The sequence below is a fragment of the Flintibacter sp. SJQ-8 genome (assembly GCF_054108085.1).
Genome location: NZ_JBPJWR010000008.1, coordinates 261,473 through 275,303 on the forward strand (window position 1 = coordinate 261,473; position 13,831 = coordinate 275,303).

General features: G+C 53.3%; 3 protein-coding genes, 6 tRNA genes, 5 rRNA genes and 1 pseudogene. 11 read left to right on the forward strand and 4 right to left on the reverse strand.

From position 1 onward, the window contains the following. The 4 genes and pseudogenes from acrB to metA form a co-directional block, all read right to left on the reverse strand. Window positions 1-801 carry an acryloyl-CoA reductase electron transfer subunit gamma gene (acrB, locus tag ACSAMP_RS06155; protein WP_441796649.1) on the reverse strand — a complete coding sequence of 267 codons (801 nt, stop codon included), beginning with the start codon at window positions 799-801 and terminating at the stop codon, window positions 1-3. Between the two features lie 18 nt (window positions 802-819). Beyond that, window positions 820-1,963: pseudogene (locus ACSAMP_RS06160) on the reverse strand (acyl-CoA dehydrogenase). A gap of 453 nt (window positions 1,964-2,416) precedes the next feature. Beyond that, the gene (locus ACSAMP_RS06165; RefSeq protein WP_441796647.1) at window positions 2,417-3,256 is read right to left on the reverse strand and encodes a 3-hydroxyacyl-CoA dehydrogenase family protein; all 840 of its coding nucleotides are present in this window, start codon (window positions 3,254-3,256) and stop codon (window positions 2,417-2,419) included. A gap of 274 nt (window positions 3,257-3,530) precedes the next feature. Next, window positions 3,531-4,445, reverse strand: coding sequence for a homoserine O-acetyltransferase MetA (gene metA / locus ACSAMP_RS06170; protein WP_457799842.1), 915 nt, complete (start codon window positions 4,443-4,445; stop codon window positions 3,531-3,533). Between the two features lie 520 nt (window positions 4,446-4,965). On the opposite strand from metA, the gene ACSAMP_RS06175 reads away from it, so the two are divergent. From ACSAMP_RS06175 to ACSAMP_RS06225, 11 genes are all read left to right on the forward strand, one after another. Next, a 16S ribosomal RNA gene (locus ACSAMP_RS06175) occupies window positions 4,966-6,496 on the forward strand. A 123-nt stretch (window positions 6,497-6,619) separates the two neighbouring features. Continuing rightward, window positions 6,620-6,696 (forward strand) — tRNA-Ile (locus ACSAMP_RS06180). A gap of 23 nt (window positions 6,697-6,719) precedes the next feature. Continuing rightward, window positions 6,720-6,795, forward strand: a tRNA-Ala gene (locus ACSAMP_RS06185). A 254-nt stretch (window positions 6,796-7,049) separates the two neighbouring features. Further along, window positions 7,050-9,887: ribosomal RNA gene (locus tag ACSAMP_RS06190) — 23S ribosomal RNA — on the forward strand. A 204-nt stretch (window positions 9,888-10,091) separates the two neighbouring features. Beyond that, window positions 10,092-10,167, forward strand: a tRNA-Lys gene (locus ACSAMP_RS06195). A gap of 3 nt (window positions 10,168-10,170) precedes the next feature. Next, window positions 10,171-10,245, forward strand: a tRNA-Glu gene (locus ACSAMP_RS06200). A gap of 48 nt (window positions 10,246-10,293) precedes the next feature. Further along, window positions 10,294-10,409: ribosomal RNA gene (gene rrf, locus ACSAMP_RS06205) — 5S ribosomal RNA — on the forward strand. Window positions 10,410-10,839: 430 nt separating this feature from the next. Further along, window positions 10,840-12,370 (forward strand): 16S ribosomal RNA (locus ACSAMP_RS06210). A 123-nt stretch (window positions 12,371-12,493) separates the two neighbouring features. Then, window positions 12,494-12,570 (forward strand) — tRNA-Ile (locus tag ACSAMP_RS06215). A gap of 23 nt (window positions 12,571-12,593) precedes the next feature. Then, window positions 12,594-12,669 (forward strand) — tRNA-Ala (locus ACSAMP_RS06220). Between the two features lie 254 nt (window positions 12,670-12,923). After that, window positions 12,924-13,831 (forward strand): 23S ribosomal RNA (locus ACSAMP_RS06225); the annotation flags it as partial.

A 13,831-nucleotide genomic window follows, 5' to 3' on the forward strand; every position in this document is an offset into this window, starting at 1 on the left:
TCAGATGAGGTGCTTGCCGGCCAGGATGCCAGCCAGCTTGTCGCAGGTGTCTTTGTCGGCGCCTTCCAGCATCATGCCGGCACCCTTCTGGGGAGGCGTGAAGGACTTGAAAATGTTGGTGGGGGAGCCCTTCAGACCGATGGTGGTGGGGTCGATCAGGGGATCGTCCTTCAGGGTGTTGTAATCGAACACCTCATAGGGCTTCTCATAGCACTCGAAGATGCCGCCCACGCTCATATAACGGGGCTGGTTCAGCTCCTTGATGCAGGTGATGAGGCAGGGAGTCTTGACCTTGATGGTCATATAACCGTCCTCCAGCATACGCTTGACGGTCAGGGTGTCGCCGTCCTTCTTGATGTCGGCGGCATAGGAGACCTGGGGCAGGCCCAGCTTCTCGGCGATCTGAGGACCGACCTGAGCGGTGTCGCCGTCGATGGCCTGACGGCCGCACATCACGATGTCGTCCTTCTCCACGCCGATCTTGTTGATGGCAGCGGCCAGGATCTGAGAGGTGGCATAGGTGTCGGAACCGCCGAACTCGCGGGCGGAGACCAGCACGGCGCGGTCGGCACCGCGGGCCAGGACCTCACGCAGCATAGCCTCGGCAGGAGGGGGACCCATGGAGACGATCACGACCTCGGCGCCGGTCTGCTCCTTCAGGGTCAGGGCGGCCTCCACAGCGTTCAGGTCATCGGGGTTGGTGATGGCGGCCATAGAGGCACGGTTCAGGGTGCCGTCGGGATTCACGGCCACCTTACCGGAGGTATCAGGGACCTGCTTGACACAAACAATGATTTTCATTTCAATCTGCCTCCTAACTTATTTCACGCCCAGGTGACTGGCAATGACCATACGCTGGACCTCGGAAGTACCCTCGTAGATCTCGGTGATCTTGGCGTCGCGCATCATGCGCTCCACGGGATACTCGACGGGTGTAGCCATAGCCGCCGAACAGCTGGACGGCGCGGCGGGTCACGTCGGAGGCAGCCTCAGCCGCGAACAGCTTGGCCATAGCGGCGTCCATGGAGTAGGGCTCGTGATTCTGCTTCTTCATGGCAGCGGAATAGACCAGGAACTGAGCGGCCTGCATACGGGTGTGCATATCGGCCAGCTGGAACTGGGTGTTCTGGAACTGGGACAGGCGCTTCTTGAACTGAACGCGCTCCTGGGTGTACTTGATGGCCTCGTCCACGGCGCCCTCGCCCAGGCCCAGGGCCTGAGAGGCGATGCCGATACGTCCGCCGTCCAGGGTCATCATGGCGATCTTAAAGCCCTGGCCCTCCTTGCCCAGCAGGTTCTCCTTGGGCACGATGCAGTCCTCGAAGATCAGGTCGCAGGTGGAAGAACCGCGGATACCCATCTTCTTCTCGTGCTTGCCGGTGGAGAAGCCGGGGAAGTCCTTCTCCACGATGAAGGCGGAGATGCCATGGTTGCCCAGCTTGGGATCGGTCATGGCGAACACCACGAAGGTGGAGGCCACGTTGCCGTTGGTGATGAAGCACTTGGAACCGTTCAGGACGTAGTGGTCGCCCTCCAGAACGGCGGTGGTCTGCTGGCCGGAGGCGTCGGTACCGGCGTTGGGCTCGGTCAGGCCGAAGGCGCCGATCTTCTTGCCGGAGAGCAGGTCGGGCAGATACTTCATTTTCTGCTCCTCGGTGCCGTGCTCAAAGATGGGGGCGCAGCACAGAGAGGTGTGGGCGGAGACCACAACACCGGTGGTGCCGCAGACCTTGGACAGCTCTTCCACGCACATGGCGTAGGACAGCACGTCGCCGCCGGCGCCGCCGTACTTCTTGGGGAAGTAGATGCCCATCATGCCCAGCTTGCCCATCTTCTCCACGGTCTCCATGGGGAAGCGCTCCTCCTCGTCCAGCTCCTCAGCCAGGGGCTTGACTTCGTTCTCGGCGAACTCGCGGAACATCTTGCGGACCATCTCTTGCTCTTTAGTCAGATGAAAATCCATTTTTCAGTCCTCCTACATTTTTTACTTGGGGGTCATCGGGAAGCCCGCAGCCTGCGTTCGCTCCAGGGTCTTGCATAGAGGGAACAGACGGCGGGCAGACGATACAGGGACGGTTACCGTGCAAGTCGGCTGTCATTTGTTATAAATTTAACAATCTGACCCCGAAAAAATCGCAACACGGGCCTGTTTACCCATCGTTGCGGAGTTTATCAAACACGGTCTGCATACGCAGGATTTTGACTATACGGATTATACCACCAAACCCCAGGCATTGCAATAGGCTGGGGGCTGGTAATGTTCACTATTTTTGACGAAATTTTAACGCTTTAGCCGGGGGGAAATGACGGAGAAAAATCATAACGGGCCGGAAAAGGGAAAAAAGGCGAAAAAAGCCCCGGTATCACGCGGATACCGGGGCCGAAAGTATAAGGGAAATGTGCCGAAAGGCGAAACTTATTTCTTGGTGTAATCGTAGAAGCCGCGGCCCGTCTTTCTGCCCAGACGGCCGCCGCGGACCATCTTCTTCAGCAGATAGGTGGGACGATACTTGGAGTCGCCAAACTCGTTATACAGGGTCTCCATAATAGCCAGGCACACGTCCAGACCGATGAAGTCGCCCAGGGCCAGGGGGCCCATGGGGTGGTTGGCGCCCAGCTGCATGGACTTGTCGATGTCCTCTACGGTGGCGGCGTGGGTCTCGACCAGGGCGATGGCGTCGTTGATCATGGGGATCAGCAGCTTGTTCACCACGAAGCCGGGGGACTCCTCCACCTCCACGGGGTCCTTGCCCAGCTCAACGGCCAGGTCGTGGGTGAACTGGAACACCTCGGGAGTGGTGTTGATGCCCCGGATGATCTCCACCAGCTTCATGCTGGGCACGGGGTTGAAGAAGTGCATGCCGATGACGGGGTGCTTCAGATCCTGGCCCATCTCGGTGATGGACAGGGAGGAGGTGTTGGAGGCGAAGATGACGCCGTCTTTGCAGATGGGGTCCAGCTGCTTGAGCAGGGCGCGCTTGGTCTCCATGTCCTCCTTCACGCACTCGATGACCAGGTCGGCCTCGGCAGCGGCGGACATCTCCTCGATGAGGATGTTGGCCATCAGGGCGTCCTTGGCCTCCTGGGTCATCTTGCCCTTCTCCACCCGCTTTTGCAGGGAGGCGGACAGCTTATCCTTGTGGCGCTGGGCCGAAGCGGTGCTGCTGGCGTACATCAGGGCGGTGTGTCCCTTGGCCGCGAAGATCTGGGCGATACCGCTGCCCATGGTGCCGGCGCCGAAGATAGCTACTTTCATAACTGATTCCCCCTAGGTGTGTAAGATAATGGGATGAAATATCTCAAATGCAAGGGATGGGAATGGCCGCTGTGCGGTCCTCTTCTCTTGTGCATGAGTATAACTGTTTTGCGGTATAAAATCAAGGGGAAAACGGGAATTTTTCAGAAATATCCGAAAAAAACCGCGTTTTTTCAGGCGTGTCATAACAAAAAAGTTATGTGTCAAGCCAGGTGTTTTACTATAATATCAGTAAAATGCCCCGTCCGGGAGAGACCGGGCGGGGCGGAGCAGGTCAGATCTTGGTGATGTCATAGGGGGTGGTCTGGTAGACATAATAGTTCAGCCAGTTGGTGTAGAACAGCTGGGCGGCGGAGCGCCAGCGGACCACGGGGGCCTGGCTGGGGTCGTCGTTGGGGAAGTAGTGGGCGGGCAGCTTCTGGTCCTCCCCCTTGCTCAGGTCGCGGAAATACTCGTTGGCCAGCGTCTCCGGGTCATACTCCGGGTGGCCGGTGATGAAGAAGCGGCGGTTGTCCTCGCTTTTCACCGCGAAGACCCCGGCCTCCTCGGACACGGCCAGCAGCTCCAGCTCGGGCTGGGCCAGGATGTCCTCCAGGTGGTTGGTGGTATAGCGGGAGTGGGGTACATAGAACACGTCGTCAAAGCCCCGGAAGAGGGGGGACTGCTTGCGGATCAGGGTGTGGGAGAAGACGCCGAAGAGCTTGTCGGGCAGAGAGTATTTGGGGATACCGTAGTGGTAATAGAGTCCGGCCTGAGCTCCCCAGCAGATGTGCAGGGTGGAGTGGACGTGGGTCTTGGTCCACTCCATGATCTGGCACAGCTCGTCCCAATAGTCCACGTCGGTGAAGTCCAGGTTCTCCACGGGGGCGCCGGTGATGATCATGCCGTCGTATTTGCGGTCACGGATTTGATCGAAGGTGGTATAGAAGGAGGACAGGTGGTCGGCGTCGGTGTTCTGAGACACGTGGCTGGAGGTGTGCAGCAGCTCCACCTGCACCTGGAGGGGGGAGTTGGACAGCTTGCGCAGCAGCTGGGTCTCTGTGACGATCTTGGTGGGCATCAGGTTCAGGATCAAAAGGTTCAGCGGGCGCATGTCCTGGTGCATGGCCCGGTATTCCGTCATGACGAAGATGTTTTCTCCCTCCAGCGTGGCCCGGGCCGGCAGGGAGTCTGGCACTTTAATAGGCATGGGTGTTGCCTCCTACACATTATATATAGAATCAAACTGTATATCAGCGTATCATAACTGCTGTCTTTCTGCAAGAGAGTTTTCTGTGGATGGATGTACGCCAGCGACGGACGCAAAAATCGAAAAGTAAAAAAGAACGAAAAAAGACGTAAAAAAGTGTTGACAAACCCCGCGCGGTCTGGTAGTATAAGCAAGCACTTCAGCAAGGGGCCAACAGGTTCCAAGCGAAAGGCTGATAGAACTTCAAGTCCTTACGGATGAGAGAACTTGAAAGAAGTTGAGAAACTTCTGAAAAAAGTTCTTGACAAAAGGAAAACGAAGTGATATCATTAAAAACCGTTGCGGGACGCAGCGTGTACCTTGTAAATTAAACAATGTGACAAACACGAAGCACCAAAAGGTGATGGTTGTTTTAAGAGCTTTGAAAAGAGCTTGTAGGAACAACGTCAATTTATTTTCTTTGAAGCAAGGAACGCTTCAATAAAGATGATTTGATTGGCTTCGGCCATTTAAATACCATTTTATTGAGAGTTTGATCCTGGCTCAGGATGAACGCTGGCGGCGTGCTTAACACATGCAAGTCGAACGGAGAGCTAATGACAGAGGATTCGTCCAATGGATTTAGTTTCTTAGTGGCGGACGGGTGAGTAACGCGTGAGTAACCTGCCTTGGAGTGGGGAATAACACAGTGAAAATTGTGCTAATACCGCATAATGCATTTAGGTCGCATGACTTTGAATGCCAAAGATTTATCGCTCTGAGATGGACTCGCGTCTGATTAGCTAGTTGGCGGGGCAATGGCCCACCAAGGCGACGATCAGTAGCCGGACTGAGAGGTTGGCCGGCCACATTGGGACTGAGACACGGCCCAGACTCCTACGGGAGGCAGCAGTGGGGAATATTGGGCAATGGGCGCAAGCCTGACCCAGCAACGCCGCGTGAAGGAAGAAGGCTTTCGGGTTGTAAACTTCTTTTGTCAGGGACGAAGCAAGTGACGGTACCTGACGAATAAGCCACGGCTAACTACGTGCCAGCAGCCGCGGTAATACGTAGGTGGCAAGCGTTATCCGGATTTACTGGGTGTAAAGGGCGTGTAGGCGGGAAAGCAAGTCAGATGTGAAAACTGTGGGCTCAACCCACAGCCTGCATTTGAAACTGTTTTTCTTGAGTACTGGAGAGGCAGATGGAATTCCTAGTGTAGCGGTGAAATGCGTAGATATTAGGAGGAACACCAGTGGCGAAGGCGATCTGCTGGACAGCAACTGACGCTGAGGCGCGAAAGCGTGGGGAGCAAACAGGATTAGATACCCTGGTAGTCCACGCTGTAAACGATGGATACTAGGTGTGGGGGGTCTGACCCCCTCCGTGCCGCAGTTAACACAATAAGTATCCCACCTGGGGAGTACGATCGCAAGGTTGAAACTCAAAGGAATTGACGGGGGCCCGCACAAGCGGTGGAGTATGTGGTTTAATTCGAAGCAACGCGAAGAACCTTACCAGGGCTTGACATCCCGGTGACCGGCTTAGAGATAAGCCTTTTCCTTCGGGAACACCGGTGACAGGTGGTGCATGGTTGTCGTCAGCTCGTGTCGTGAGATGTTGGGTTAAGTCCCGCAACGAGCGCAACCCCTATTGTTAGTTGCTACGCAAGAGCACTCTAGCGAGACTGCCGTTGACAAAACGGAGGAAGGTGGGGACGACGTCAAATCATCATGCCCCTTATGTCCTGGGCCACACACGTACTACAATGGTGGTCAACAGAGGGAAGCAATACTGTGAAGTGGAGCAAACCCCTAAAAGCCATCCCAGTTCGGATCGCAGGCTGCAACCCGCCTGCGTGAAGTTGGAATCGCTAGTAATCGCGGATCAGCATGCCGCGGTGAATACGTTCCCGGGCCTTGTACACACCGCCCGTCACACCATGAGAGTCGGGAACACCCGAAGTCCGTAGTCTAACCGCAAGGGGGACGCGGCCGAAGGTGGGTTCGATAATTGGGGTGAAGTCGTAACAAGGTAGCCGTATCGGAAGGTGCGGCTGGATCACCTCCTTTCTAAGGAGACCTCAACAGATGAAACAAGCTGTTGTAATGTCCTAAGGTCAGACCTGAAGTGTGAATGGATGTCACGTTGTTTAATTTAGAGGGAACACGCAGCGTTGGGAAGCGGCGAAGGACGGGCCCATAGCTCAGCTGGCTAGAGCGCACGACTGATAATCGTGAGGTCGGTGGTTCGAGTCCACTTGGGCCCACCACCAAAATAGTCGAGCGACGACGCGGGGGTTTAGCTCAGCTGGAAGAGCACCTGCTTTGCAAGCAGGGGGTCACCGGTTCGAGCCCGGTAACCTCCACCAGACAAGATCGGATCGAAGTGCTTGAAGATCAAGTATTTCGATCTGACCTTGAAAAAGGTCGGAAGCTGCACCTTGAAAACTGAACAGTGAAGCAAGCAAGAAATTGCGAGCAAGCAACAGAGAGGTAACAAAGTTAATTTTTGTGGACTTTTTAAGATAAATTAAAGGGTAACAAAAACTACAATGAACCAAACTGAAGCCTGCATAATTCTTATAGACGAAGAGAACAGCTTAGAGATAGGCTGTTCTACGAAGGTCAAGCTAATAAGAGCGCAAGGGGAATGCCTTGGCATCAAGAGCCGATGAAGGACGTGACAAGCTGCGATAAGCTGCGGGGAGCTGCACATAAGCATTGATCCGCGGATTTCCGAATGGGGAAACCCGTCAGAGCAATACTCTGACAACGTGCATTGAATAAAATAGGTGTACGTGGGGAACCGCCTGAACTGAAACATCTAAGTAGGGCGAGGAAGAGAAATCAACAGAGATTCCGCTAGTAGTGGCGAGCGAACGCGGAAGAGGGCAAACCGGAGGATTTATTCTCCGGGGTTGTGGACCGACGCACGATGCAATAGGTTAGCTGAACGGCATGGGAAGGCCGACCAGAGCGGGTGATAGTCCCGTAAGCGAAAACCGATTTGTGTTAGTTGGTATCCAGAGTACCGCAGGACACGTGAAACCCTGTGGGAAACTGGGGGGACCACCCTCCAACCCTAAATACTACTTGATGACCGATAGAGGAGCAGTACCGTGAGGGAAAGGTGAAAAGGACCCCGGGAGGGGAGTGAAAAAGAACCTGAAACCTTGTGCTTACAAGCACTCAAAGCTCGTTAAGGAGTGATGAGGTACTTTTTGTAGAACGGTCCGGCGAGTTATTGTATGTAGCGAGCTTAAGGTATTCAGTACCGGAGGCGAAGCGAGAGCGAGTCTGAACAGGGCGACATAAGTTGCATGCAATAGACCCGAAACCAGGTGACCTATCCATGAGCAGGTTGAAGTGGAGGTAAAACTCCATGGAGGACCGAACCGACCCCCGTTGCAATGGTGGCGGATGACTTGTGGATAGCGGAGAAATTCTAATCGAACTTGGAGATAGCTGGTTCTCCCCGAAATAGCTTTAGGGCTAGCGTTGATTTAGATTACCGGAGGTAAAGCACTGAATGGGCTAGGGGCTGATAAAGTTACTGAACCCTATCAAACTCAGAATGCCGGCTAATTGATGATCAGCAGTCAGACTACGTGAGATAAGTCTCGTGGTCAAAAGGGAAACAGCCCAGACCTACAGCTAAGGTCCCAAATATACGCTAAGTGGAAAACGATGTGGAATTGCGAAAACAACCAGGATGTTGGCTTAGAAGCAGCCACACATTAAAAGAGTGCGTAATAGCTCACTGGTCGAGTGACTCTGCGCGGAAAATGTAACGGGGCTAAGCGTATAACCGAAGCTTAGGATGCAGCAATGCGTGGTAGGGGAGCGTCGAATACGGGGTGAAGTCGCAGCGGAAGCAGCGGTGGACTGTATTCGAGTGAGAATGCCGGAATGAGTAGCGAGAATTATGTGGGAATCATAATGGCCGAAAATCTAAGGTTTCTTGGGGAAGGTTCGTCCGCCCAAGGTAAGCCGGGAGCTAAGGCGAGGCCGAGAGGCGTAGTCGATGCACATACGGTTGAAATTCCGTAGCCACCGAAACTTAAGCTAGAAGGACACTTGGAGCTATCTGATCCCGGGCGTTGGTTGACCCGGGCGAAAGGGACCGAAATCAAGTAGGGAAGTCAGAGAATAACGAGGCGAGAAAAGTTCTAGTGTATGCTAAGGTGCCCGTACCGCAAACCGACACAGGTAGATGAGGAGAGGATCCTAAGGCCAACGGGAGAAGGGTTGTTAAGGAACTCGGCAAAATTACCCCGTAACTTCGGGATAAGGGGAGCTCCCTAAGGGGAGCCGCAGAGAATAGGCCCAAGCGACTGTTTACCAAAAACACAGGTCTATGCTAAATCGAAAGATGACGTATATGGGCTGACGCCTGCCCGGTGCTGGAAGGTTAAGAGGAGAGCTTAGCGCAAGCGAAGGTTTGAATTGAAGCCCCAGTAAACGGCGGCCGTAACTATAACGGTCCTAAGGTAGCGAAATTCCTTGTCAGGTAAGTTCTGACCCGCACGAATGGCGTAACGATTTGGGCGCTGTCTCAACAGCCCACCCGGCGAAATTGTAGTACTGGTGAAGATGCCAGTTACCCGCAACTAGACGGAAAGACCCCATGGAGCTTTACTGTAGCTTAATACTGAGGATTGGTAAATCATGTACAGGATAGGTGGGAGACATGGAAGCAGTGGCGTCAGCCATTGTGGAGTCGCCCTTGGGATACCACCCTTGATTTACTGGTTTTCTAACCTGCGGCCCTGGATCGGGTCGGGGGACACTGTTAGGTGGGCAGTTTGACTGGGGCGGTCGCCTCCTAAAAGGTAACGGAGGCGCTCAAAGGTTCGTTCAGCACGGACGGAAATCGTGCAGTGAGTGTAAACGCAGAAACGAGCCTAACTGCGACACCGACGGGTGGAGCAGTAACGAAAGTTGGAGTTAGTGATCCGGCGGTATGCAAGTGGAAGTGCCGTCGCTCAACGGATAAAAGCTACCCTGGGGATAACAGGCTGATCTCCCCCAAGCGTCCACAGCGACGGGGAGGTTTGGCACCTCGATGTCGGCTCGTCACATCCTGGGGCTGTATTCGGTCCCAAGGGTTCGGCTGTTCGCCGATTAAAGTGGCACGCGAGCTGGGTTCAGAACGTCGTGAGACAGTTCGGTCCCTATCTGTTGCGGGCGTAAGAGATTTGAAGGGAGCTGTCCTTAGTACGAGAGGACCGGGATGGACAGACCTCTGGTGCACCAGTTGTCCTGCCAAGGGCACAGCTGGGTAGCTACGTCTGGACGAGATAAACGCTGAAAGCATCTAAGCGTGAAACTCCCCCTAAGATTAGATCTCTCATCCTTTAAGGAGTAAGGCTCGACGTAGACTATGTCGTTGATAGGTCGGAGGTGGAAGTGCCGTGAGGCATGGAGCTGACCGATACTAATAAGCCGAGGGCTTGACCTACAAAAGCTATGAGAAGAAAACGCAGGCGCTTGTAAGCGAAGGAAGTTTGTTTCACTGTTCGGTTTTCAGGGTGCAGAGCAACGTATCTCCAAAATCAATTCAGAGCCCAGCGAAGCGGGTCTGAATTGAAAAGGAAGCACAACGAAATGAGTGAGCTTTCGCCGAAGGTGGAAGCGAAGGATATGGAGTTTGTGCTGACGAGATGCGCCTTTAGCTCAGTTGGTAGAGCAACTGACTCTTAATCAGTGGGTCCCGGGTTCGAATCCCTGAAGGCGCACCATCTGGCCCGTTGGTCAAGCGGTTAAGACGGCGGCCTCTCACGCCGCAAACATGGGTTCGATTCCCGTACGGGTCACCATTCAAAATTCAAACACTTGTGTTTGAATTTTGAATAAAGAAAATTGAAGTTGGTATTGATTAGGGCGAGGGTCCACCCGTTCCCATTCCGAACACGGAAGTTAAGCTCGCTTCTGCCGAAAATACTTGCCTGGAGACGGGCCGGAAAGATAGGTAATGCCAACATAAACGGTCAGTCAAGGCTGACCGTTTTTTCCTGCCAAGTCAGAGGCCGAAAGAACTTGAAAAAAGTTTGAAAAACTTGAAAAAGTTCTTGACAAGGCGAACTGAGTATGGTATCCTAAATGAGTCGCCTGCGAGGGCGGCGGTGATAGAACTTTAGTCCTTGCGGATGAGAGAGCTTGAAAGGAAGTTGAAAAACTTCTGAAAAAAGTTCTTGACAAAAGGAAAACGAAGTGATATCATTAAAAACCGTTGCGGGACGCAGCGTGTACCTTGTAAATTAAACAACGTGACAAACACGAAGCACCAAAAGGTGATGGTTGTTTTAAGAGCTTTGAAAAGAGCTTGTAGGAACAACGTCAATTTATTTTCTTTGAAGCAAGGAACGCTTCAATAAAGATGATTTGATTGGCTTCGGCCATTTAAATACCATTTTATTGAGAGTTTGATCCTGGCTCAGGATGAACGCTGGCGGCGTGCTTAACACATGCAAGTCGAACGGAGAGCTAATGACAGAGGATTCGTCCAATGGATTTAGTTTCTTAGTGGCGGACGGGTGAGTAACGCGTGAGTAACCTGCCTTGGAGTGGGGAATAACACAGTGAAAATTGTGCTAATACCGCATAATGCATTTAGGTCGCATGACTTTGAATGCCAAAGATTTATCGCTCTGAGATGGACTCGCGTCTGATTAGCTAGTTGGCGGGGCAATGGCCCACCAAGGCGACGATCAGTAGCCGGACTGAGAGGTTGGCCGGCCACATTGGGACTGAGACACGGCCCAGACTCCTACGGGAGGCAGCAGTGGGGAATATTGGGCAATGGGCGCAAGCCTGACCCAGCAACGCCGCGTGAAGGAAGAAGGCTTTCGGGTTGTAAACTTCTTTTGTCAGGGACGAAGCAAGTGACGGTACCTGACGAATAAGCCACGGCTAACTACGTGCCAGCAGCCGCGGTAATACGTAGGTGGCAAGCGTTATCCGGATTTACTGGGTGTAAAGGGCGTGTAGGCGGGAAAGCAAGTCAGATGTGAAAACTGTGGGCTCAACCCACAGCCTGCATTTGAAACTGTTTTTCTTGAGTACTGGAGAGGCAGATGGAATTCCTAGTGTAGCGGTGAAATGCGTAGATATTAGGAGGAACACCAGTGGCGAAGGCGATCTGCTGGACAGCAACTGACGCTGAGGCGCGAAAGCGTGGGGAGCAAACAGGATTAGATACCCTGGTAGTCCACGCTGTAAACGATGGATACTAGGTGTGGGGGGTCTGACCCCCTCCGTGCCGCAGTTAACACAATAAGTATCCCACCTGGGGAGTACGATCGCAAGGTTGAAACTCAAAGGAATTGACGGGGGCCCGCACAAGCGGTGGAGTATGTGGTTTAATTCGAAGCAACGCGAAGAACCTTACCAGGGCTTGACATCCCGGTGACCGGCTTAGAGATAAGCCTTTTCCTTCGGGAACACCGGTGACAGGTGGTGCATGGTTGTCGTCAGCTCGTGTCGTGAGATGTTGGGTTAAGTCCCGCAACGAGCGCAACCCCTATTGTTAGTTGCTACGCAAGAGCACTCTAGCGAGACTGCCGTTGACAAAACGGAGGAAGGTGGGGACGACGTCAAATCATCATGCCCCTTATGTCCTGGGCCACACACGTACTACAATGGTGGTCAACAGAGGGAAGCAATACTGTGAAGTGGAGCAAACCCCTAAAAGCCATCCCAGTTCGGATCGCAGGCTGCAACCCGCCTGCGTGAAGTTGGAATCGCTAGTAATCGCGGATCAGCATGCCGCGGTGAATACGTTCCCGGGCCTTGTACACACCGCCCGTCACACCATGAGAGTCGGGAACACCCGAAGTCCGTAGTCTAACCGCAAGGGGGACGCGGCCGAAGGTGGGTTCGATAATTGGGGTGAAGTCGTAACAAGGTAGCCGTATCGGAAGGTGCGGCTGGATCACCTCCTTTCTAAGGAGACCTCAACAGATGAAACAAGCTGTTGTAATGTCCTAAGGTCAGACCTGAAGTGTGAATGGATGTCACGTTGTTTAATTTAGAGGGAACACGCAGCGTTGGGAAGCGGCGAAGGACGGGCCCATAGCTCAGCTGGCTAGAGCGCACGACTGATAATCGTGAGGTCGGTGGTTCGAGTCCACTTGGGCCCACCACCAAAATAGTCGAGCGACGACGCGGGGGTTTAGCTCAGCTGGAAGAGCACCTGCTTTGCAAGCAGGGGGTCACCGGTTCGAGCCCGGTAACCTCCACCAGACAAGATCGGATCGAAGTGCTTGAAGATCAAGTATTTCGATCTGACCTTGAAAAAGGTCGGAAGCTGCACCTTGAAAACTGAACAGTGAAGCAAGCAAGAAATTGCGAGCAAGCAACAGAGAGGTAACAAAGTTAATTTTTGTGGACTTTTTAAGATAAATTAAAGGGTAACAAAAACTACAATGAACCAAACTGAAGCCTGCATAATTCTTATAGACGAAGAGAACAGCTTAGAGATAGGCTGTTCTACGAAGGTCAAGCTAATAAGAGCGCAAGGGGAATGCCTTGGCATCAAGAGCCGATGAAGGACGTGACAAGCTGCGATAAGCTGCGGGGAGCTGCACATAAGCATTGATCCGCGGATTTCCGAATGGGGAAACCCGTCAGAGCAATACTCTGACAACGTGCATTGAATAAAATAGGTGTACGTGGGGAACCGCCTGAACTGAAACATCTAAGTAGGGCGAGGAAGAGAAATCAACAGAGATTCCGCTAGTAGTGGCGAGCGAACGCGGAAGAGGGCAAACCGGAGGATTTATTCTCCGGGGTTGTGGACCGACGCACGATGCAATAGGTTAGCTGAACGGCATGGGAAGGCCGACCAGAGCGGGTGATAGTCCCGTAAGCGAAAACCGATTTGTGTTAGTTGGTATCCAGAGTACCGCAGGACACGTGAAACCCTGTGGGAAACTGGGGGGACCACCCTCCAACCCTAAATACTACTTGATGACCGATAGAGGAGCAGTACCGTGAGGGAAAGGTGAAAAGGACCCCGGGAGGGGAGTGAAAAAGAACCTGAAACCTTGTGCTTACAAGCACTCAAAGCTCGTTAAGGAGTGATGAGGTACTTTTTGTAGAACGGTCCGGCGAGTTATTGTATGTAGCGAGCTTAAGGTATTCAGTACCGGAGGCGAAGCGAGAGCGAGTCTGAACAGGGCGACATAAGTTGCATGCAATAGACCCGAAACCAGGTGACCTATCCATGAGCAGGTTGAAGTGGAGGTAAAACTCCATGGAGGACCGAACCGACCCCCGTTGCAATGGTGGCGGATGACTTGTGGATAGCGGAGAAATTCTAATCGAACTTGGAGATAGCTGGTTCTCCCCGAAATAGCTTTAGGGCTAGCGTTGATTTAGATTACCGGAGGTAAAGCACTGAAT

Coding starts and splice junctions, on each gene's coding strand:
- acrB (WP_441796649.1), bottom strand. CDS start 801: ATGAAAATCATTGTTTGTGTCAAGCAGGTCCCTGATACCTCCGGTAAG.
- ACSAMP_RS06165 (WP_441796647.1), bottom strand. CDS start 3,256: ATGAAAGTAGCTATCTTCGGCGCCGGCACCATGGGCAGCGGTATCGCC.
- metA (WP_457799842.1), bottom strand. CDS start 4,445: ATGCCTATTAAAGTGCCAGACTCCCTGCCGGCCCGGGCCACGCTGGAG.